The sequence below is a fragment of the Streptomyces camelliae genome (assembly GCF_027625935.1).
GTDB classification, from domain to species: domain Bacteria; phylum Actinomycetota; class Actinomycetes; order Streptomycetales; family Streptomycetaceae; genus Streptomyces; species Streptomyces camelliae.
Window position 1 is genome coordinate 1,938,362 of the sequence record NZ_CP115300.1, and the last position, 21,988, is coordinate 1,960,349.

General features: G+C 72.3%; 10 protein-coding genes. 5 read left to right on the top strand and 5 right to left on the bottom strand.

All coding sequences use genetic code 11. The features are described from left to right. Positions 1 to 45: 45 nt before the first annotated feature. Positions 46 to 13,884 carry a type I polyketide synthase gene (locus tag O1G22_RS08900; protein WP_270080827.1) on the bottom strand — a complete coding sequence of 4,613 codons (13,839 nt, stop codon included), beginning with the start codon at positions 13,882 to 13,884 and terminating at the stop codon, positions 46 to 48. Between the two features lie 160 nt (positions 13,885 to 14,044). Between O1G22_RS08900 and O1G22_RS08905 the strand changes: the two genes are divergently transcribed. The 5 genes from O1G22_RS08905 (at position 14,045) to O1G22_RS08925 (ending at position 18,138) form a co-directional block, all read left to right on the top strand. Continuing rightward, positions 14,045 to 15,121 carry a MupA/Atu3671 family FMN-dependent luciferase-like monooxygenase gene (locus O1G22_RS08905; RefSeq protein WP_270080828.1) on the top strand — a complete coding sequence of 359 codons (1,077 nt, stop codon included), beginning with the start codon at positions 14,045 to 14,047 and terminating at the stop codon, positions 15,119 to 15,121. Next, a complete protein-coding gene (locus O1G22_RS08910) occupies positions 15,108 to 15,911 on the top strand; it encodes an SDR family NAD(P)-dependent oxidoreductase (protein ID WP_270080829.1) in 804 nt (267 codons plus the stop codon). Before O1G22_RS08905 ends, O1G22_RS08910 begins: the two co-directional genes overlap by 14 nt. Before the next feature lie 93 nt (positions 15,912 to 16,004). Continuing rightward, positions 16,005 to 16,841 (top strand): daptide-type RiPP biosynthesis methyltransferase, encoded by an 837-nt coding sequence (gene mpaM / locus O1G22_RS08915; RefSeq protein ID WP_270080830.1) that lies wholly within the window; start codon positions 16,005 to 16,007, stop codon positions 16,839 to 16,841. 83 nt (positions 16,842 to 16,924) lie between these two features. Continuing rightward, on the top strand, positions 16,925 to 17,458 hold the full coding sequence (locus O1G22_RS08920; protein ID WP_270080831.1) for a flavin reductase family protein: 534 nt from the start codon (positions 16,925 to 16,927) through the stop codon (positions 17,456 to 17,458). A gap of 215 nt (positions 17,459 to 17,673) precedes the next feature. Further along, a complete protein-coding gene (locus tag O1G22_RS08925) occupies positions 17,674 to 18,138 on the top strand; it encodes a nuclear transport factor 2 family protein (RefSeq protein WP_270086375.1) in 465 nt (154 codons plus the stop codon). Between the two features lie 21 nt (positions 18,139 to 18,159). On the opposite strand, the gene O1G22_RS08930 is transcribed toward O1G22_RS08925, so the two are convergent. From O1G22_RS08930 to alc, 4 genes are all read right to left on the bottom strand, one after another. Continuing rightward, complete coding sequence (locus tag O1G22_RS08930) at positions 18,160 to 19,071, bottom strand: DMT family transporter (protein WP_270080832.1); 912 nt, start codon at positions 19,069 to 19,071, stop codon at positions 18,160 to 18,162. A 108-nt stretch (positions 19,072 to 19,179) separates the two neighbouring features. Further along, on the bottom strand, positions 19,180 to 19,806 hold the full coding sequence (locus O1G22_RS08935) for a dihydrofolate reductase family protein (RefSeq protein ID WP_270080833.1): 627 nt from the start codon (positions 19,804 to 19,806) through the stop codon (positions 19,180 to 19,182). A gap of 84 nt (positions 19,807 to 19,890) precedes the next feature. Continuing rightward, positions 19,891 to 20,706 carry an AIM24 family protein gene (locus tag O1G22_RS08940; RefSeq protein WP_270080834.1) on the bottom strand — a complete coding sequence of 272 codons (816 nt, stop codon included), beginning with the start codon at positions 20,704 to 20,706 and terminating at the stop codon, positions 19,891 to 19,893. Between the two features lie 124 nt (positions 20,707 to 20,830). Beyond that, positions 20,831 to 21,946 (bottom strand): allantoicase, encoded by a 1,116-nt coding sequence (alc, locus tag O1G22_RS08945; protein ID WP_270080835.1) that lies wholly within the window; start codon positions 21,944 to 21,946, stop codon positions 20,831 to 20,833. Between the last annotated feature and the right edge of the window lie 42 nt (positions 21,947 to 21,988).

Here is a 21,988-nt window from a genome sequence, read left to right on the forward strand (position 1 = left end):
GCGGCCCCTTAGCCGTCGCTAAAGCGGGCCGCCGCGACCACCTGGTCATTCGGGGGTTTCGAGGGTGCCGTCGAGCAGGCGGAACAGTTCCTCGTCGCTGGCGTCGTCGATCGCGTCGGCGGCCGGGCCGGAGTCGGGCTCGTGCTCCGGCCCGCGCAGCCTGCCCAGGAACTGCTGGAGTTTCGCCACGACCTCGCCGCGTGCCTCCGGGTCCGTGGCCAGCTCGGCCAGCTCGGTCTCCCAGCGTTCGAACGTGGCCGTCCACGCGTGGGGGGTGCCGTCCGGGAGCAGCTCGGCGAGCAGGTGATCGGCCAGACGCGTGACGGTGGGGTGGTCGAAGACGGCGGTGGTCCGCAGGTGCAGGCCGGTGAGTGTGCCGAGCCGGCGCCGTAGTTCGACAGCGGTCAGCGAGTCGACGCCCATGTCGAGGAAGCCGCGCTCGGTGTCGATGCCGTCGGCCGTCTCGAAGCCCAGCACGCGGGCCAGTTCGGCGCGGACCAGGTCCCGTACGGCCGGGCGGCGGTCCTGCTCCGGGAGGCGGCGCAGCCGGTCGGCGAGCGCTTCGTCGGCGGACGCGGCCCGGGTGGTCTCCCGCGCCAGGTGCCGGGTGGCGCGGACCAGGCCGGACAGCAGGGCGGGCGGTTCCTCCCCGGAGGCCTGCAACGCGGCCAGGTTCAGGTGCACCGGCGCCAGCACGGGCCGGTCGAGGGCCAGGGCGGTGTCGAACAGCCGCAAGCCCTGGGCGTCACCGATCCCGGCGATGCCGGACCGCTTGAGCCTGGCCAGCGCGCCCGCGTCGAGTGCGCCGCCCATGCCGCTCTCCCGTTCCCACAGGCCCCAGGCGAGGGACACGGCCGGTCGGCCGCTCGCCCGGCGGTACTGGGCGAGCGCGTCCAGGAAGGCGTTGCCCGCCGCGTAGTTGCCCTGCCCCGCGGTACCGAGGGTGCCGGCGACGGAGGAGAACAGGACGAAGGCGGTGAGCGGGGTGTCCTGGGTCAGCAGGTGGAGGTTCCAGGCGGCGTCCACCTTGGCGGACAGGACGGTGCGCAACTGCTCGGCGGTCATGGTGGCGACGGTGGCGTCGTCGAGGACACCGGCCGCGTGCACGACGGCGGTCAGCGGATGCTCGGCGGGAACCGTCTCCAACAGCGCGGCCAGCGCCGCCCGGTCCGCCACATCACAGGCGACGACGGTCACCTCGGCACCCGACGCACGCAACTCCGCGGCCAGTTCCTCCGCCCCCGGAGCCTGCGCACCCCGCCTGCTGGTCAGCAGCAGACGCCGTACGCCGTACTCGGCGACGAGATGCCGGGCGAACAGTGCGCCCAGCCCACCCGTACCGCCGGTGACCAGAACCGTGCCGTCGCCACCCCAGTCGGCCAATGCCTGCCCGGCCGGTGCGGCGGTCCGGGTGAGCCGCGGCACCAGGACGGTACCGCCACGCACCGCGAGCTGGGGTTCGCCCGCCGCCAGAGCCGCGGCCACGGCACGGCCGGGCAGCTCCGCCCCGTCCGTGTCCAGCAGGACGAGCCGGCCCGGTTCCTCGGCCTGTGCGCTGCGGACCAGCCCCCACACCGGCGCGATGGCCGGATCCGGCACCTCGCCGTCACGGGTGGCGACCGCCGACCGGGTGACCATGACGAGGCGGCTGCCCGCCGTGGCCGGCTCGGCGAGCCACCGCTGCACCAGGGCGAGGGCGTCGGCGAGCGATGCTCCGGCCGCCGCCGGGACGTCCGGCCCGTCGGGTGCCGGCCCGGCCTGCAGGAGGACCGTGCCGGGGGCCGGAGCGCCCGCGGCGACCGAGGCCAGCAGCGAGGCGAGGTCCTCGTGGTGCCGGACCGGGGCATCGGCGTCGAGCGGCACGGGCAGCGGCCCCACGACCGTCCAGGGGTGCGCCGGATCCGGTGTGCCGGGCGCTTCGGAGACCCCGAGGGGTGGAGCGGTCCACTCGACGCCGAACAGCATGCCGGGCACGGCCTTGTCGGCCAGCCGGTCGGCCGCGATCGTCCGCAGGGTCAGCGACTCGGCGGTCAGCAGGACCGCGCCCGCGGCATCGGTCAGGGTGACGGACACCTCGTCCGCGCCGATCCGGCCGAGCCGGACCCGGACGGTCCCCTCTCCCGCCTGCGTACGGTGCGTGACACCGCGCCAGCCGAACGGCAGCCGTACGCGCCGAGGCCGGTCGGACGTCTCGTCGAGCAGATCGAGCAGCAGCGGGTGCAGGGCACCGTCCAGAAGGGCGGGGTGAACGGTGTGCCCGTCGGCGGATGGGGCGGCCTCCGGGAGCCGGACCTCGGCCAGCAGGTCGTCGCCGAGCCGCCACACCGCCTGAAGTGCCTGGAAGGCGGGCCCGTAGGCGTATCCGAGTTCGGACAGCCGGGGGTAGACCTTGTCGAGCGGCACGACGACCGCGTCCGCCGGTGGCCAGGGGCCGGCCGCCGCCGGACCCGCGGGCGGCGGACCGGCCGGTACGGGGCCCAGCACACCGGTCGCGTTCGTGGTCCAGAGGGCGTCCGGCTCGGCGTCGCCGGGCCGGGAGTGCACGCCCAGCGGCCGGCGTCCAGTGTCATCCGGCTGACCGACGATCAACTGCACGTCCACAGCACCCTGTTCCGGCAGGACCAGCGGTGCCTCCAGCGCCAGTTCCTCGACGGAGGAACACCCGCTCGAAACGGCCGCGTGCAGCGCCAGATCTAGCAGGGCCGCGCCGGGCAGCAGCACCACGCCGCCCATGGCATGGTCGGCGAGCCACGGCTGTGCCGCCACCGACAGCCGCCCGGTCAGCACCAGCTCACGTCGAGCGGCGAGCGTGACGGCGGCGCCGAGGAGGGGATGCCCGGTGGCATCGAGCCCGAACCGGTCGGCCCCGCCCGCCCCTTGAGAAGCATCCAGCCAGTAACGACGCCGCTGGAACGCATACGTCGGAACATCCACGACACGCGCACCCGCCAGCTGCGCCGACCAGTCCACGGTCACACCGTGCGTGTGCAGCGCGGCCAACGCGGCGAACACCGTCGCCACCTCACCACGGTCACGACGAGCCGCCGCCACCGCCAAAACCTCCGACTCCGACACACACGCCAGAACCGCTCCCGTCAACGCCGCATCCGGACCCAGTTCCAGGTAGGCCGTGACACCCTCCGCCTCCAACGCCCGCACACCATCAAGGAAACGAACCGGCTCACGAATCTGCCGCACCCAATACCCCGGATCCGACCACTGCCCCGCATCCACCCGCCCCGAGACAGTGGACGCCACCGCCAACGACGGCGTCCCCCAGCGCACCTGCCCCACCACAGCAGCGAACTCCTCCAGCACACCATCCATGTGCGCCGAGTGGAACGCGTGACTCACCCGCAGCCGACGCGTCCGATGCCCCCGCTCCTCCAACACCCCCGCAGCCGCCACCACCGCCGGCCCGTCCCCCGAGATCACCACAGCCGCAGGCCCATTCACCCCCGCCACCCACACACCCTCACCCACCACCCCCAACACCTCCAACACCTCAGCCTCCGACGCCTCCACCGCAACCATCACACCCCCCTCCCGCGCCGCCCCCATCACACGACCACGAGCCACCACCACCCGACACGCATCCGCCAAAGACACCACACCCGCCACACACGCAGCAGCCAACTCACCCACCGAATGCCCCACCACCCCATCCACCCGCACCCCAAAAGACTCCACCAACCGGAACAACGCCACCTCGAACGCGAACAACGCCGGCTGCGTCACCTCCGTCCGATCCAAAACCTCCCCCGGACCCTCGAACATCACCTCCCGCAACGACCGACCCAACAACGGATCCACCCACCCACACACCTCATCCAACGCAGCCGCGAACACCGGGAACACCCCATACAACTCCCGCCCCATACCAACCCGCTGCGCACCCTGACCCGTAAACACCAACCCCACCCGAGCAACCCCCACCCCACCACCCACCACCACACCCGACACATCCCGCCCACCAGCAACCGCCTCAAGACCAGCCAACAACTCACCACGATCCGCACCCAGAACAACAGCACGGTGCTTCATCGGGACGCGGGTGGTCAGCAGGGAGAGTGCCACGTCCGCCGGTTCGAGACCGGGGTCGGCGCTGAGGGCCTGGCGAAGCCGGTCGCCCTGGGCACGCAGTGCGGCAGGCGTACGGGCCTGGAGGACGAGCGGTCGTACGGCGCCCGGTGTCGGGGCCGGCGCGGGGGTGGGCTCGACGGGCTCGGCTTCCTCCAGGATGACGTGGGCGTTGGTGCCGCTGATACCGAAGGAGGACACCCCCGCCCGGCGCGGACCGGACGAGGACCACTCCCGGGACTCCGTCAGCAGCCGGACCGTACCCGCGGACCAGTCCACATGCGGCGAGGGCTCATCGACGTGAAGCGTCCGCGGCATCTCACCCCGGCGAACAGCCTCCACCATCTTGATCACACCACCGACACCCGCCGCCGCCTGCGCATGCCCGATGTTCGACTTCAACGAACCCAGCCACAACGGCCGATCCGCGGAACGCGCGGCACCATAGGTCGCGATCAACGCCTCCGCCTCGATCGGATCACCCAACGTGGTGCCCGTACCGTGCGCCTCGACCACATCCACCTCGGCCGCCGACACACCCGCATCCGCCAACGCCTGCCGGATCACCCGCTGCTGCGACGGACCGTTCGGCGCCGTCAACCCGTTCGACGCACCATCCTGATTGACCGCACTCCCCCGGACCACCGCCAGCACCCGGTGACCATTGCGCCGCGCATCCGACAACCGCTCCACCAGGAGCATGCCGACGCCTTCGCTCCAGGTGGTGCCATTGGCCCCGGCGGCGAAGGAACGGCAGCGGCCGTCGGGGGAGAGTGCCCGCTGGCGGCTGAACTCCACGAAGGTGTTGGGCGTGGCCATGACGGTCACACCGCCGGCGAGAGCGAGGGTGCACTCACCGCGCCGCAGCGCCTGAGCAGCCAGGTGGATGGCCACGAGGGACGACGAGCATGCCGTGTCCACCGTCACCGCCGGGCCCTCCAGACCGAAGGTGTACGCGATACGGCCGGAGGCCACACTCCCGGTGCTGCCGGTGAGCAGGTAACCCTCATATTCCTCAGGGGCCTTGGCGATCCGCGATCCGTAGTCGCTGTACATGGCGCCGACGAAGACGCCGGTGCGGCTGCCGCGCAGGGTGCCCGGGTCGAGCCGGGCGTGCTCCAGGGTCTCCCAGACGGTTTCCAGCAGCAGCCGCTGCTGGGGATCGATCGGTACGGCCTCGCGCGGTGAGATCCCGAAGAACTCGGCGTCGAAGCGGTCGGCGTCGTGCAGAAAGCCGCCCTGACGGCAGTACGTGGTGCCGGGGCGCTCGGGGTCCGGATCGTGGAGGGAGTCCAGGTCCCAGCCGCGGTTGGTCGGGAACCCGGTGATCGCGTCACGGCCGTCCGCGACCAGTCGCCACAGGTCCTCGGGGCTGTCGACGCCTCCCGGATAGTGGCAGGCCATGCCGATCACGGCGATCGGTTCGTCGTCGGCGACGACACGTGGGGTGGTGGTCTCCTCCCCGGCGCCGGACGGTGTCGCTCCCGGGACGAGTTCGAGCAGCAGTTCCCCCAGTGCGTCGGGCGTGGGGTGGTCGAAGACCACGGTGGCCGGGAGCCGTGTACCCGCGAGGGAGTTCAGGCGGTTGCGCAGTTCCACTCCGGTGAGCGAGTCGAAGCCGAGTTCGCGGAAGGGGAGTTGGGCGTCGACCGCCGTCGGGTCCCCGTGACCGAGCACGGCGGCCACCGTGGAGAGCACCAGCTCCCGTGCGGCTCCCAGGCGTTCGTCCGCACCGAGGGCGGCGAGCCGCTGCAGCCAGGAGCTCTCCCCGGCGGCCGTGTTGCCGGCCTGCTGCCGGGCCGGGCGGCGCACGGCCGGCCGGAGCATCGGGGGCAGGAGTCCGGCCTCGGACCGGGCGCGCAGGGCCACCGCGTCCAGCCGTGCGGGCACGAGCAGCGCCTGGTCGGTGGCGAGCGCCGCGTCGAACAGTGCGAGGCCCAGCTCGGCGTCGAGCGGTTCCAGCCCGTTCCGGCGCCAACGGGACAGCTCGGTGTCCGTCAGGCCCGCGCCCATGCCGTCGGCGGTGTTCCACAGACTCCACGCCAGGGAGACGCCGGGCAGCCCAAGGCCCCGTCGGTGGTGGGCGAGCGCGTCCAGGAAGGTGTTGGCGGCGGCGTAGTTGGCCTGGCCGGCGTTGCCGATCTGGCCGACGATCGAGGAGAACAGGACGAAGGCGGTGAGCGGAGCCTCCCGGGTCAGCAGATGGAGGTTCCAGGCGGCTTCCGCCTTGGGCCGCAGGACGGCGGCACAGCGTTCAGGAGTCAGCGTCTCCAGGGTTCCGTCGTCGAGGACGCCGGCCGCGTGCACGACGGCGGTCAGCGGATGCTCGGCGGGAACCGTCTCCAGCAGCGCGGCCAGCGCCGCCCGGTCCGCCACATCACAGGCGACGACGGTCACCTCGGCACCCGACGCACGCAACTCCGCGGCCAGTTCCTCCGCCCCCGGAGCCTGCGCACCCCGCCTGCTGGTCAGCAGCAGACGCCGTACGCCGTACTCGGCGACCAGATGCCGGGCGAACAGCGCGCCCAGCCCACCCGTACCGCCGGTGACCAGAACCGTGCCGTCGCTGTCGAACACCGTCGGTGCACTGTCGGCGCGGGCAGTGGTCAGGTGGGGCGCGTGGGGCACGCCGGCGCGTATCGCAAGCTGCGGTTCGCCACCCGCCACGGCGGCGGGCAGGGCCTGTGCCGAGGCGTCGGTGTCGTCGACGTCCACCAGGACGAACCGACCCGGGTGTTCCGTCTGTGCCGTACGCAGCAGGCCCCAGAGCGCGGCGCCCGCCGGATCGGGAACGGTGTCCTCGGGCAGGGCACCGATCGCGCCCCGCGTCACCACGACGAGCCGGGCATCGGCGAACCGCTCCTCGGCCAGCCAGTCCTGGACCAGTTCCAGCACCCGGCTCACACCGAGGGCGGCGTCGACCGCCGGTTCCTCACCGCCGACCGGTCCGCGCACGACGACGACCGTGTCCGGCACCGGTCCTGCGTCGGCGGTCAGCGCACCGAGCCCGTCACACCTGGGCAGATCCGGCAACAGCACGGCCCCGGCGGGCCGCTCACCACCTCGGCCGGCTTCCGCTTCGAGCACCACCCATCCGCCGGTCCGCGGCTGCCCCGTGGACGCCGGCGACCAGCGGACGAGGTGCAGCGAGTCGTCGACTCCGGCGGTCCGGTGGCGGACCGGTGTCGAGGGGCGCAGCACCAGCGAGTCGACGCTCAGCACCGGCGCGCCGGTGCTGTCGGCCGCGGCGAGGGACACGGTGTCCGCTCCGGCCGGCGACCAGCGCACCCGCAGGGTGGTGGCCCCGGTGGCGTGCAGCCGCACGCCGTTCCAGGAGAACGGGATCAGCATCCTGTCCTCGGGCTGGGTCAGTACGACGGGATGCAGCGCGGCGTCGAGCAGCGCGGGGTGGATGCCGAGCCGCCTGGCCTCACTGTCCGGGCCAGCGGGCAGACGTACCTCCGCGTACAGCTCCTCACCCTGTCGCCACAGCGCGTGCAGGCCCTGGAACGCCGGCCCGTACGAGTATCCGCGCGACTCCAGTTCGGCGTAGGCGCGATCCGTCGGTACGGGGGTCGCGCCGGGCGGCGGCCAGTCGGTGAGCCCGGTGACAGCGGTGGGTCGCGCGGTCTCCAGCAGGCCCGTGGCGTGCCGGGTCCACTCGCCGGACCCGGTGGCGGAGTACACGCCGACGGTGCGGCGGCCCTCCGCGTCGGGCCGGCTCACGGCGGCCTGGAGACGGACGGCAGCCTGGTCCGGCATCACCAGCGGGCTCTCGATGGTCAGCTCGGCCACGCTGTCACAGCCCGCGTGGTCGGCCGCGGCCAGCGCGAACTCCAGGAAGACGGTCCCGGGCAGCAGCACGGCACCGGCGATGGTGTGGTCGGCCAGCCAGCCGTGCGTGCCGAGACCGAGCCGGCCCGTCAGCAACAGGCCCCCGTCCTCGGCCGGTTCGACGGCGGCGCCGAGGAGGGGATGCCCGGTGGCATCGAGCCCGAACCGGTCGGCCCCGCCCGCCCCTTGAGAAGCATCCAGCCAGTAACGACGCCGCTGGAACGCATACGTCGGAACGTCCACGACACGCGCACCCGCCAGCTGCGCCGACCAGTCCACGGTCACACCGTGCGTGTGCAGCGCGGCCAGCGCGGCGAGCACCGTGGCCACCTCACCACGGTCACGACGAGCCGCCGCCACCGCCAAAACCTCCGACTCCGACACACACGCCAGAACCGCTCCCGTCAACGCCGCATCCGGACCCAGTTCCAGGTAGGCCGTGACACCCTCCGCCTCCAACGCCCGCACACCATCAAGGAAACGAACCGGCTCACGAATCTGCCGCACCCAATACCCCGGATCCGACCACTGCCCCGCATCCACCCGCCCCGAGACAGTGGACGCCACCGCCAACGACGGCGTCCCCCAGCGCACCTGCCCCACCACAGCAGCGAACTCCTCCAGCACACCATCCATGTGCGCCGAGTGGAACGCGTGACTCACCCGCAGCCGACGCGTCCGATGCCCCCGCTCCTCCAACACCCCCGCAGCCGCCACCACCGCCGGCCCGTCCCCCGAGATCACCACAGCCGCAGGCCCATTCACCCCCGCCACCCACACACCCTCACCCACCACCCCCAACACCTCCAACACCTCAGCCTCCGACGCCTCCACCGCAACCATCACACCCCCCTCCCGCGCCGCCCCCATCACACGACCACGAGCCACCACCACCCGACACGCATCCGCCAAAGACACCACACCCGCCACACACGCAGCAGCCAACTCACCCACCGAATGCCCCACCACCCCATCCACCCGCACCCCAAAAGACTCCACCAACCGGAACAACGCCACCTCGAACGCGAACAACGCCGGCTGCGTCACCTCCGTCCGATCCAAAACCTCCCCCGGACCCTCGAACATCACCTCCCGCAACGACCGACCCAACAACGGATCCACCCACCCACACACCTCATCCAACGCAGCCGCGAACACCGGAAACACCCCATACAACTCCCGCCCCATACCAACCCGCTGCGCACCCTGACCCGTAAACACCAACCCCACCCGAGCAACCCCCACCCCACCACCCACCACCACACCCGACACATCCCGCCCACCAGCAACCGCCTCAAGACCAGCCAACAACTCACCACGATCCGCACCCAGAACAACAGCACGGTGCTTGAATGCGGTTCGGGCGGTGGCCAGCGTGTACGCCACATCCCCGACCCCGATCCCGGGCCGTGCCGCCAGGTACGCATGCAGCCGGACCGCCTGCTCCCGCACCGCCTCCGGCGACCTCGCCGACAACACCAGCGGCGCAACCCCGTCGACGGCGACGGGCGAGGCCTCCTCGGGGGCCTGTTCCAGGATCAGATGGGCGTTGGTGCCGCTGATACCGAAGGAGGACACCCCCGCCCGGCGCGGACCGGACGAGGACCACTCCCGGGACTCCGTCAGCAGCCGGACCGTACCCGCAGACCAGTCCACATGCGGCGAAGGCTCATCGACGTGAAGCGTCCGCGGCAGCTCGCCGTGGCGGATCGCCTCCACCATCTTGACCACACCACCGACACCGGCCGCGGCCTGCGCATGCCCGATGTTCGACTTCAACGAACCCAGCCACAACGGCCGATCCGCGGAACGCGCGGCACCATAGGTCGCGATCAACGCCTCCGCCTCGATCGGATCACCCAGCGCCGTACCGGTACCGTGTGCCTCCACGGCATCCACCTCGGCCGCCGACAGGCCCGCATCCGCCAACGCCCGCCGGATCACCCGCTGCTGCGACGGACCGTTCGGCGCCGTCAACCCGTTCGACGCACCATCCTGATTGACCGCACTCCCCTTGATCACCGCCAGCACCTTGTGCCGGTTGCGCCGCGCGTCCGACAGGCGCTCCAGGACCAGGACCCCGGCCCCCTCGGCCCACGCCGTGCCGTCCGCGCCGGCCGCGAACGCCTTGCAGCGGCCGTCCGCAGCAAGGCCCCGCTGGCGGCTGAACTCCACGAGCATGCCCGGGGTGGCCATCACTGTCACACCGCCGGCGAGGGCGAGGGTGCACTCGCCGCGCCGCAGCGCCTGCACCGCCAGGTGGATCGCCACGAGGGAGGAGGAGCACGCCGTGTCCACCGTCACCGCCGGGCCCTCCAGACCGAAGGTGTAGGCGATACGGCCGGACATCACGCTGGCGGTGCTGCCGGTCAGCAGGTAGCCGCCCGTTTCCTCGTCCGCCTCGTGCAGGCGGGGGCCGTAGTCCAGGGCGGTGCCGCCGATGAACACGCCGGTGCGGGTGCCACGCAGCTTCTCGGGGACGATGCCCGCGCGTTCGAGCGACTCCCAGGCGGTTTCCAGCAGCAGCCGCTGCTGGGGATCCATGGCCGCGGCCTCGCGGGGCGAGATGCCGAAGAACGCGGCGTCGAAGTGGCCGGCCTCGGCCAGGAAGCCGCCTTCCCTGGTGGAGGTGGTGCCGGGGCGCTCGGGGTCCGGGTGGTGGAGGGCGTCCAGGTCCCAGCCGCGGTCGGTGGGAAAGGGGCCGATGACGTCCCGGCCGTCGGCGACCAGCTGCCACAGGTCCTCGGGGCTGTGCACGCCACCGGGGAGGCGGCAGCCGATTCCGACGATGACCACAGGATCGTTCGCGGTGGTGGCCGTGCCCGGTTCCGCACCGTGCGGATCGGCCCGGTCGGCGGGGTCCGACAGATCCTGCGCCAGCCGGTGGGCCAGCCCGGCAGGCGTGGGATGGTTGAACAGCAGCCCGGACTCCAGGGGGAGGCCGGTGGCCTCGCTCAGCCGGTCCCGGAGCTCGACGGCGAGGAGCGAATCGAAGCCGAGGTCGCGGAACGGCCGGGTGGGGTCGACGGAGGCGGCCGTGCCGTGGCCGAGGACGATGGCGGACCACGAGCGCACCAGATCGAGCATGGCGCGCTCCTGGTCCGCCCCATCGGTCCGGGGCTCTGCCGACGCCTCGGAGGCGGAGTCGGCATGATCCTGCCCGGCGGCCGGATCGGCCCGCGCCGGCTCCGGGGCGGGCACCGTCGTCGCGTTCGCGCCCTGGGCAGGCTGCCCGAGCGGATGGGCCGCGTCGTCGCTGTACCAGTGCCGCCGGCGCTGGAACGCGTAGCCCGGCAGGGGGAGACGCCGGGCTCCCGTGCCCTCGAACAGATTCTCCCAGTCCGGGGCGTGGCCGTGGACGTGAAGTCCGGCGACGGCGGTGAGCAGGGCGTCCGGCTCGGACGCGGACGACCGGCGCATGGTCGGCAGCAGGACGGCCCGCCGGCCCCGTACGCACTCGCGGCCCATGGCGGTGAGGACACCGTCGGGGCCGATCTCCAGGAAGGCGGTGGTACCGCCCTCAAGGAGGGTGACCATGCCGGTCTCGAAGCGCACCGCGGACCGTACGTGCCGTACCCAGTAGTCGGGCGAGCACAGCTGCTCGGGGGTCGCGGGCAGGCCGGTGACGTCGGAGACGACGGGGATGCGCGGCGGGGCGTAGGTCAGTCCGGCGGCGACGGCGCGGAACTCCTCCAGCATGGCGTCCATGTGCGGGGAGTGGAAGGCGTGGCTGACGCGCAGCCGTCGCGTCCGGCGGCCGAGTGCGGCCACGGCTGCGGCGATCTCCTCGACGGCGGCCTCGTCGCCCGATACGACGACGGCGCGCGGGCCGTTGACGGCGGCGATGCCGGCCTGTCCCTCCCGGCCCTCCAGCAGCGGCAGTACCTCCTGCTCGGAGGCTTCCAGCGCGGCCATGGCTCCGCCGGGCAGCGTCTCCATCAGCCGTCCGCGGGCGGTCACCAGGGTCGCCGCGTCGGTGAGGTCCAGGACGCCGGACACGTGGGCGGCGGCCAGTTCGCCGACTGAGTGGCCGAGCAGGCGGCCGGGGGTGATGCCCCAGGTCTCCAGCAGGCGGAACAGCGCCACCTCCACGGCGAACAGGGCGGGCTGGGTGTAGCCGGTGCGGTCCAGCAGGGCGGCCTCGGGGGTGCCGTCGGGCGCGAACAGCACCTCCTGGAGGGGTCGTGCCAGGTGCCGGTCGAGTTCGGCGCAGGCGCGGTCGAGCGCTTCGGCGAAGGCGGGATGGGTGCCGTACAACTCGGCTCCCGCGGCCGCTCGTTGGCTGCCCTGTCCGGAGAAGAGGAAGGCGAGATCCCCGGTTTGCGCGGTGGTTCCGGTGACGGTGCCGGGGGCGGCCTCGCCCCGGGCCAGGGCCGCGAGGCCGCCGAGCAGTCGCTCGGGCTCGGAGCCGACCACGGCGGCCCGGTGTGCGAACTGGGTGCGGGTGGTGGCCAGGGAGTAACCGACGTCGGCCGGATCGGGCATCGTGGCCTCGGCGGTCAGCCGCGTGTGCAGCCTGGCCGCCTGCTCCCGCAGCGCCTCGGGCCCGCGCCCGGCCAGCGGCCACACCACCGGCCGCCCGTCGCCGGCCTCCCTGTCCGTCTCGTGTACGTCGCTCAGCTGCGCCGCCTTCGTCCGCGCAGGTGCCTCCGACACCACCACATGGCAGTTGGTGCCGCCCATTCCGAAGGAGCTGACGCCGGCGACGAGGGGCGCGTCCGGGCGGGGCCAGTCGCTCAGCTCGCGCTGGACGGTGAGGCCGAGTTCGGTGAGCGGGATGCGCGGGTTGGGGGTGTGGAAGTGGAGGCTGGGGGGCAGCTGGCGGTGCCGGATGCTCAGGAGTGTCTTGAGCAGGCCGGCGATGCCCGCGGCGCCTTCGAGGTGGCCGACGTTGGTCTTGACCGAACCGACCGCCAGCGGAACCGTGCGGCCCCGGCCCAGGGCCGCGCCGAGGGCGGCTGCCTCGATCGGGTCGCCGACCTTGGTGCCGGTGCCGTGCAGTTCGACGTACTGGACGTGCTCGGGGCGGATTCCGGCCCGCCTTTGGGCCGCCTCCACGACGCGCTGCTGGGCCGCCTGGTCGGGCACGGTCAGTCCGGGAGTGGCGCCGTCGTTGTTCACGGCGCTGCCCAGCAGGACACCGTGGATCTCGTCGCCGTCGGCGAGGGCACGGGCCAGCGGCTTGAGCAGGACGAGGCCGCCGCCCTCGCCTCGCACGTAGCCGTCGGCGTCGGCGTCGAAGGTGGCGCAGCGTCCGTTCGGGGAGAGGCCGCCGAAGCGGGACGCCTCGACCGTGCCGGCCAGGGTGAGGTTGAGATTGACGCCGCCCGCGATCGCGAGGTCGCATTCGGTGCGGCGCAGGCTCTCACAGGCCAGGTGGACGGCGACCAGGGCGGAGGACTGTGCCGTGTCGACGGCCAGGCTGGGCCCGTGCAGGCCGAGCGCGTAGGAGACCCGGTTGGCGAGCACTCCCCGGTTCAGGCCGGTCGCGGAGTGCGGGGTGACGGCGCCGGTGCCGCGGCGTTGGAGCAGTGCGGCGTAGTCGTCGTGCATCGCGCCGATGAAGACGCCGGTGCGGCTGCCGGCCAGGCCGGCGGGCAGGATGCCGGCGTCCTCCAGTGCCTCCCAGGCGAGTTCGAGGACCAGGCGCTGCTGCGGGTCGACGGAGGCGGCCTCGCGCGGGGACATGCCGAAGAACTCGGCGTCGAAGGCGTCGACCTGGTCGAGGAAACCGCCGCGGGCGGCTCCGGTGACGGCGTCCGGCGCGAGGTCCCCGGGAGCGTCGGCCTGCCAACGGCCGGGCGGCGGCGGGCTGATGGCGTCGCGGCCGGTCCGCAGCAGGTTCCAGAACGCGGCCGGATCGGGGGCCTGCGGGAGCCGGCAGGAGAGGCCGACCACCGCAATCGCCTCCTGTTCGGCCGGGCCCACCTGATCCGTCGGGAAACCGCCGGAAACTTCCTTCTTCGCCACGGTGGCTCACTGCTCCCTCTGGGGCCGATCGCAGATCGTCGGGTCAGTGTCACCGCCTCCGCCAAAGGCCTCCTTGGCGCGCTCTAAAGGCGAGTTCCCTGCGTGCCGAGGTCGCGGCTACGGTCCTGCAGGACCAGCCGCGCCAGGTGGGAGGAGTTTCGTGGACTTCAGTCTCTTCTATTTCGCGGACTACGGGGCCGCGGCCGATGACCGCTACCGTCTTCTGCTGGACAGCGCGAAATTCGCGGACACCCACGGATTCGCGGCGGTCTGGACGCCGGAGCGCCATTTCCATGAATTCGGCGGCCAATATCCCAACGCGGCCGTCACCGGCGCGGCGCTGGCGGTGGCGACCGAGCGGATCGCCATCCGCGCGGGCAGTGTCGTCGCGCCTCTGCACCATCCGGCGCGGATCGCGGAGGAGTGGTCCGTGGTGGACAACCTCTCCCGGGGCCGGGTGGGCGTGTCGCTGGCGTCGGGCTGGCACGCGGTGGACTTCGTCCTGCGGCCGGAGAACTACCGGGACCGCAAGGAGGTCCTGGTGCGCACCGTGGAGACCCTGCGCCGGCTGTGGGCGCGGGAGGAGGTGGCGTTCCCGGACGGCGCGGGCCAGGAGTCGACGGTGCGGATCTTCCCGCCGCCGGTCCAGCCGGAGTTGCCGATGTGGCTGACGAGCGCCGGCTCCGCCGAGACGTTCCGTACGGCCGGCCGGCTCGGCACGGGTGTGCTGACGCATCTGATCGGCCAGGAGATCTCCGATCTGGAGCACAACATCGCCGCCTATCGCGCGGAACTGGCGGCCGCGCACGGCCCCGGGGCGCGCGGTCATGTGGCGCTGATGCTGCACACCCTGCTGGGCACCGACCGCGAGAAGGTCCGTGAAGAGGTCCGAGAGCCGTTCAGCAACTATCTGCGCAGCTCGATCGGACTGATCATGAAGACAGCCGCGGCGGCACTGCCCGGCGGCATCGACCTGGAGCGGCTGTCGCCGCAGGACCGCGAGTTCCTCGTGGCGCGGTCGTTCGACCGCTACTTCGACACGGGCGGGCTGTTCGGCACGGTCGAGGACGGCGTGGAGACCGTACGGCGGCTGCGTGCGGCGGGGGTCGACGAGGTCGCCTGCCTGATCGACTTCGGGGTGCCCGAGGACCGGGTGCTGGAGGGCCTGCACTCCTTGAACACGCTGCGCGAGCGGTGCGCCGACGACCATGGGGAGGACCGTGATGAGCAGCGGTGAACTGACCGGGCTGACCGCCCTGGTGACCGGCGGTGCCTCTGGCATCGGGCTGGCCACCGCCCGCATGCTGGCGGCCCGGGGCGCGGCGGTGGCCTGCCTGGACCTCAACGCGCTGGACACGGACGGGAAGTCGGCCGTTCCCGAGCCGCTGATCGGGGTGTACGGCGACGTCGCGGACGACGCCTCGGTGGACGCGGCGGTGGCGGAGGCCGCCGAACGGCTGGGCGGTCTGGACATCCTGGTGAACAACGCGGGCATCCTCGGCCGGGGAACCGTGGAGTCGGGTGGTCTCGACGAGTGGAAGCGGGTCTTCGACGTCAACGTGTTCGGCATGGTGCGGGTCGCCCGTGCCGCGCTGCCGTATCTGCGGCGCTCGGAGCACGCGTCCATCGTGAACATGTGCTCGCTGGGTGCCACCGTCGGGCTGCCCAACGCGGCGGTGTACTGCTCCTCGAAGGGAGCGGTGCTCGCCCTGACCACGGCCATGGCCGCCGACCATCTGCACGAGGGCATCAGGGTCAACTGTGTGACCCCGGCCCCGGTCGACACGCCGTGGGTACGCCGGCTCGTGGACGCCGCGCCCGACCCGGAGGCCGCCTTCGCCGCGGTCAGTGGGCGGCAGCCGAACGGTCGGCTGGTCACACCGGAGGAGGTGGCCACCGCGATCTGCTATCTCGCCGGCCCGGCCGCGGGCTCGACCACCGGGGTCTCGCTCCCTGTCGACGGGGGCAGCCGGGGTGTCCTGCTGAGCATGGATCCGCGTCTGCTGCCGGCCCGTTCCCGGCTCTGAATCCCCTGGCCCGGGCGGCTTAAGCGAGGCCCAAGCCGTCTGTAAGAGCCCCGGCCTAGGGTCTCGATCAACGATGGGCGACCGGAGGAAAGCATGACCGAATACCAGCTCAAGGGCACCGCCGCGGCTCTGGTGGAGCTGTTCGCCGGGAAGATCCACCAGCACGGCATGTACGACTCGGAGGGCGCCGCCTTCTACCACGCGTTCACGGTGCGGGACAACGCAGAGGTGGAGGAGCTGCTGAGCGCCGGCGAGGGGCGGCCCGGCCCGGTGCTGGAGCTGTGCTGCGGCTCCGGCCGGCTGACGCTGCCGCTTCTCAAGAGCGGATTCGAGGTGGTCGGGCTCGACAACTCGCCGTCGATGCTGGAGATCCTCGACGAACGGATGCGGGAGCCGGAGCACCAGGAGTACGCGGACCGGCTGAGCACCGTCGAGGGCGACATGACGGACTTCTCGCTGGACCGCACATTCGGCCTGATCGTGCTCGGCGCGACGGCGGTGTGGAACCTCACTCAGGAGCAGCGCGCGCAGCTGTTCCGCTGTGTGCGCGAGCACCTCGCCGAGGACGGCCGCTTCCTGCTGACCGTGCTGGACATCGCAGGGTTCGAGAGCGCGCCCGCCGCCTTCGAGTACACCTCGGTCTTCCCGACGAAGGACGACCGTTCGCCGGTGCTGTGCACCTTCATCGACCGGATCGAACCGGACGGCCTGCGCTCCACCAGCATCCTCGCCAACCGCGTACAGGACGGCGAGGTGGTCGACACCGCCCTGTACACCGCCTGGACGCATCTGGCGCCGCTCGGCTCCCTGGAGAAGGAGCTGGCGGCCGAGGGCCTGAAGCTGGTCGCCCAGCGGGAGCTGGTGAACCGTCACCAGATCACCCGCAGCAGCAGCGCGCGCCGTCGGCTGCTCCTTGAGGTCACGCTCTGACCGTCGACGCGACCAGGGTGCCCGGCGCGGCCCAGGAGGCCGCTCCGGGCACCCGGTTCCGAGCAGGAAGCGAGGCGCCCCAGGTGACCGACCCGATACCGACGTCGCGTGAGGCAGAAACCGTCACGTCCGAGGAATTCCGTCGGGTTCTCGGCAGGTTCGCCACGGGCATCGTCGCCGTCGCGGCCCTGGACGCCGTCGGCCGGCCCGCCGCACTGGCGGTGAACTCCTTCGCCTCGGTCTCCCTGCGGCCTCCGTTGGTCTCCTTCTGCGTGGCGGAGACGAGCAGGAGCTGGCCGCGGATCCGGCCGGCCGAGCGGATAGGGATAAGCATCCTCGCCGACCGCCAGCGGCCCGTGTGCGATCGGCTCGCCGCCAGCGGTCCGGACAAGCTGCACGGCACGGAGTGGCACCTCTCCCCCGGCGGAGCGCTGCTCGTGGCGGGCGCGACCGGCTGGCTCGAATGTTCCCTGCGGGACGAGTACTGGGCCGGCGACCATGTGATCGCACTGTGCCATGTTCACCACTTGGCAGTCGGCGAGAGCGACGCCCCGTTGCTCTTCCACGGCGGCCGTTACGGCACCTTCCGGCCCGGCCCGCTCCCCGTGCCCCGCTGACCGGGACGTCCGGGCCCGGCCGCCTCTCCCCGAGCACGCGACCGGACACCAGCGCGAGGCGGACACGACTGTCCGGACGGCTCGGTCCGTCCGGTCCACTCGCAGGGGTGAAGCAGGCCCAGGATGAGGACCATCACCGCCCGCACCACGGCGACTTCGGCAGACTCGGCTCCCGGAACACATCCCGGAAGCAGACGAACGGAGCCGTGAGCACCATGTCCGCCGCGCAGCCCGCCGACCGCTCGCCCCACGAGGTGCTGGAGCGTTACCACCAGGCGATGCTTGCCATGTCCGCCGACGACCTGGCTGACCTGTACGAGGTGGATGCGGTGCACGAGCTGCCGTTCCTCTTCCCCGGAATGCCTGCCTGTCTCAAGGGCCGGGAGGAGGTACGGGCCACTTACCGGGCGGCCTGGGAGCACAGCACGGCGCGGGCAGGCGCGTTGCGTGACGTGACCGTTCACACCACCTCCGATCCGGAGGTCGTCATCGCCGAGCAGACCGTCGTCGGCACGGTGACCGGCAGCGGTGCGCCCTTCGCCTTCTCCAACGTGCTGGTGATCCGCGTCCGCGGCGGGCTGATCACCCAGGTCCGTGACTACATGGACGGCCTCAGAATCGCCCACTCGCTCGGCCGGCTGCCCGCTGTCACGGCCATGCTTGAGGGTGAGCGCCTCTGACCTGCGGGCGGCTTCGGGAAGTCAACCTGCGGTCCTGCGCCCCCACGCGGTCCCCGCGAGCACCAGCACGCCGCCCGCGAGACCGAGCGCTCCGAGCCGTTCGCCGCCCAGCGTGATCCCGGCCGCGGCGGCCCACAGCGGTTCGGTGCCGAGGAGCAGACCGACCCGGGACGGCGAGGTACGGCGTACCGCCCACATCTGCACGAAGAACGCGAACACCGTGCACAGCACGGCGAGGAACAGCAGCCCGGCCCAGTTCCGGGCGCCGAGGTCCGCCGCGACCGTCCAGGGCGCCGGGCCGCCGCAGACGGCGGACAGCAGGGTGAAGACGGCGACGGCCGCGCCGAGCTGGACCGTGGTGAGCGGCAGCGCGTCGGCGCCCTGGACGGCCCTGATCCGGGACATGGCAAGGACGTGCACGGTACGGGCGAGCGCGGCGAGCAGCATCAGCAGGTCGCCGAGCGAGGGCCGGGTGAAGCCGCCGCCCTGGGTGAGCAGGACGACGCCGAGCACCGACAGCAGCGCCGCGCCGAGGAAGGCCGGGGCGGGCCGGGTGCGGGTGACGGCGGCCTCGGCGAGCGGGGTGAAGATCATGGTGAGGCTGATGATCAGGCCGGCGTTGGTCGCCGAGGTGTGGACGACGCCGTAGGTCTCCAGCAGGAAGATCCCGCTGAGGATCAGCCCCAGCAGGGCGGCGCCGCGCCACTGGGCGCCGGTCAGGGAGCGCAGGGCACGGCGGCCGGCGACGGCCAGGACGGGCACGGCGAGGGCGAATCGCAGCACGAGGACGGCCAGGACGGTACGGGCGGTGGTGATGTCCTTCGCGGCGAGGTAACTGGCGCCCCAGCAGACGGCGACGAGCAGGACCGGCAGGTCGGTGTGCCAGGCGCGACGGGGGGCGACGGCGGCGCCCGGTACGGCGATCGAGGACATGCGGGCGGCTCTCCCGGTCTCCGAGGGGTGCGGAGACGTCGGCGGCTCGCGCGGGGCGTGATCACCGTACCGGCGGCGACGATGTTCAGCCAGGGGTTTGTCCGGGTCTCAGGCCTCCTCGGGGAGGTCGTACGAGCCGTACTCCGGGTCGCCCGCCAGGTCGTAGCTCTGGATGGAGATGCCCGAGCGGGTGACGCGGCCGCCGGTGTGCCGGAAGCGGGTGGGGACCGTGCCGTCCGGGAACAGACGGTGGCCGGTGCCGAGGACGACCGGGAAGGTCAGCAGGTGCAGGGTGTCGAGGAGGCGGAGGTCGATCAGGGAGCGGACCAGGGCGCCGCTGCCGTGGACCTGGAGTTCGCCGTCCGTGCGCTCCTTGAGGGCCTGCACCTCCTTGGCGAGGTCGCCGGCGAGCACGGTGGTGCCGGACCACTCGGGCGCCTGGAGGGTGGACGAGACGACGTACTTGGGGAGGGCGTTGAGCCGGGACGCGATGGGGTTGGCCGGGTCGGTCACCTTCGGCCAGTAGGCGGCGAAGATGTCGTACGTACGGCGGCCGAGCAGGAAGGCGCCGACGCGGTCGAAGACCTCGGTGACGAAGCGGCCGAAGTCCTCGTCGCCGTAGGTGAAGCTCCAGCCGCCGTGGGTGAAGCCGCCCCTGGTGTCCTCCTGGGGGCCGCCCGGGGCCTGGTAGACACCGTCGAGGGTGACGAAGAGGGTGGAGACGAGCTTGCCCATGAGGGGTGCCTTCTTCCGGGTGCGGGGTCTGTTGTCATCAGCTCAGACCCCTCCGTGACCCGGAACTCATCGGTGCGGCCCGGTTCAGCCCGCGTGCGTCGAGAACAGTCCGCCGGTCGGGCCCTGCTTGTCGCCGCCCTGGGCCTTCTTCAGGGCGTTGGCGAGGCTCTCGATGGTCATGGACTGGAGGATCACCCGGCCGTTGCCCTCCAGCGTGGCCAGGGACAGGCCCTCGCCGCCGAAGACGGCGTTCATGATCCCCTGACGGTTGAGGCCGCCGACGCGCTGGACGCCGTACTGGATGCCCTCCTCGAAGGCCACCACACAGCCGGTGTCCACCTCGATCCGGCCGCCGAAGTCGGCGGGGTCGAGGTCGATGAAGTTGCCCGCGCCGGCGATGATCACCGTGCCGTACCCGGTGAACTTCTCCAGAATGAAGCCCTCGCCGCCGCTCATGCCCGTGCGGCCGCCGGCGAAGGCGATGCCGAAGTCGACGGTGGACTCGGCGGCCACGAAGGCGTCCTTCTCCGCGAACCACGCGCGCGTGCCGTCGAGTTCCAGCGCGCGCATCTCTCCGGGGAGCACGCCCGCGAAGCCGACCGTGCCCTGGCCGCCCTGGGAGGTGAAGTACTGGAACGCCAGCGACTCGCCCGCGAGCATGCGCTGGCCGACCTGCATGGCGGTGCCCATGGCCTGGCGCAGCAGGCCGCCCATGCCGCCGCTCTGCCCCTGCTGGCCGCCGCTGCCGTTCGCGGACGGGCCGGACAGACGCGTCTCCATGGTCACGTTCGTCGTCTTGAACAGGAACTTCCCGGCCTCGCAGTACACGGTCTGGCCGGGCTGCAGGTTGACGACCGCCATCTGCATGGCGTTGCCGACGATCTCTTGCTGAAGGGTCACGCGGGAAGAACGCGGGAGACGGACCGGAGAGTTCCAGGAGGCCGGAATCGAATCCGTGTGGGTGACACGCGGGGCGCCCGGTGCTGTCCAGGCCGGGGCGCCCCGCGCGCGCGTGCGGGGTGGGTCAGCCGCCCAGCTCCTGGTGGCGGGCGGCGAGCCGGGCCGCGCCGTCCTCGGTCAGGGAACCGAACAGCCTGAGGCGGGAGATGCCGCCGTCGGGGAAGATGTCGACACGCGCGTGCGTGCCGACGGCCGGGGCCGGGAGGACGAAGCGGTGGTTGGTGTCGGGCTGGAGGCGGGTGCGCGGCAGGATCTCCGTCCAGTCGCCCTCCTCACCGTCCTTCACCGAGACCGACGCCCAGCCGGCGCTGTTGCCCTTCAGATAGGCGGTGTCGATCTCGACGGCGCGGATCTGCGCCTGGGCGGCCAGCTGGTAGCGGATCCAGTCGTTGCCCTGGTCACGGCGGCGGCGGGTCTCCCAGCCGTCGTCCATCTTGCGGGAGCGGCCCGGCTGGATGGTGTTGGTGGCCGGGGAGTAGAAGAGGTTGGAGGCGTCCTCGACCTGGCCGCCGTTCTCCAGGGCGACGACGTCGAAGGTGCCCAGAACCGACAGCCACTCGGGGTCCGGAACGACCTCGCCGTGCACGCGCAGGCGCGCGATGCCGCCGTCGGGGTGCTGGTTGACGCGCAGGTGCGTGAAGCGCTGCTCCGCCGAGACGGCGAAACCGTTCGCCGCGTGGCCGCCGACCGGGGTGCGCGGGACGATCGTCGTCCACTTCACGTCGTCGCCCAGCAGCTCCTGCGGGGACGGCGAGCCGGGGACGGACGCGGCCTCGATCGACACGGCCTGCGGGTAGTTGCCGCGGAAGTGGGCGGTGTCGACGACGATCCCGCGGATCACGCCGGGCGCCCCGAGGCGGACCAGCGCCCAGTCGTGGTCCTCGGCGGTGGGCCACGGGTGCTCGGCGGAGACACCGCGCCGGCGGCGGGTCTCCCAGCCGTCCATGATCTTGCCCTTGTGCCCGAAGTGCTCGGGGTCGAACTCGGCCCGCTCGGGCACCAGCAGGTTCTCGCGCTGGGCGAAGAACTCGTCGTTGGCGGCGATGACACCGGCGCCGAGCTGCCGGTCGGCGAGGTTGGCGTACTGGGTGAAGGGGAAGTCGGCGGTGCGGTAGTCCGCGTACGGGTCGCCGCCTCCGTAGGGGTTCGCGTCGCCGGTGAAGCTGGGTATCGCCGTCACGGTGATCAGGGGGTCCTTTCTGGAGTCGGCCGATTGCGGGTG

What these genes read in the sequence shown, in the direction of transcription:
- O1G22_RS08910 (WP_270080829.1), top strand. Translation starts at nt 15,108, where the DNA reads ATGAGCAGCGGTGAACTGACCGGGCTGACCGCCCTGGTGACCGGCGGT.
- mpaM (WP_270080830.1), top strand. Translation starts at nt 16,005, where the DNA reads ATGACCGAATACCAGCTCAAGGGCACCGCCGCGGCTCTGGTGGAGCTG.
- O1G22_RS08925 (WP_270086375.1), top strand. Translation starts at nt 17,674, where the DNA reads ATGTCCGCCGCGCAGCCCGCCGACCGCTCGCCCCACGAGGTGCTGGAG.
- O1G22_RS08930 (WP_270080832.1), bottom strand. Translation starts at nt 19,071, where the DNA reads ATGTCCTCGATCGCCGTACCGGGCGCCGCCGTCGCCCCCCGTCGCGCC.
- O1G22_RS08935 (WP_270080833.1), bottom strand. Translation starts at nt 19,806, where the DNA reads ATGGGCAAGCTCGTCTCCACCCTCTTCGTCACCCTCGACGGTGTCTAC.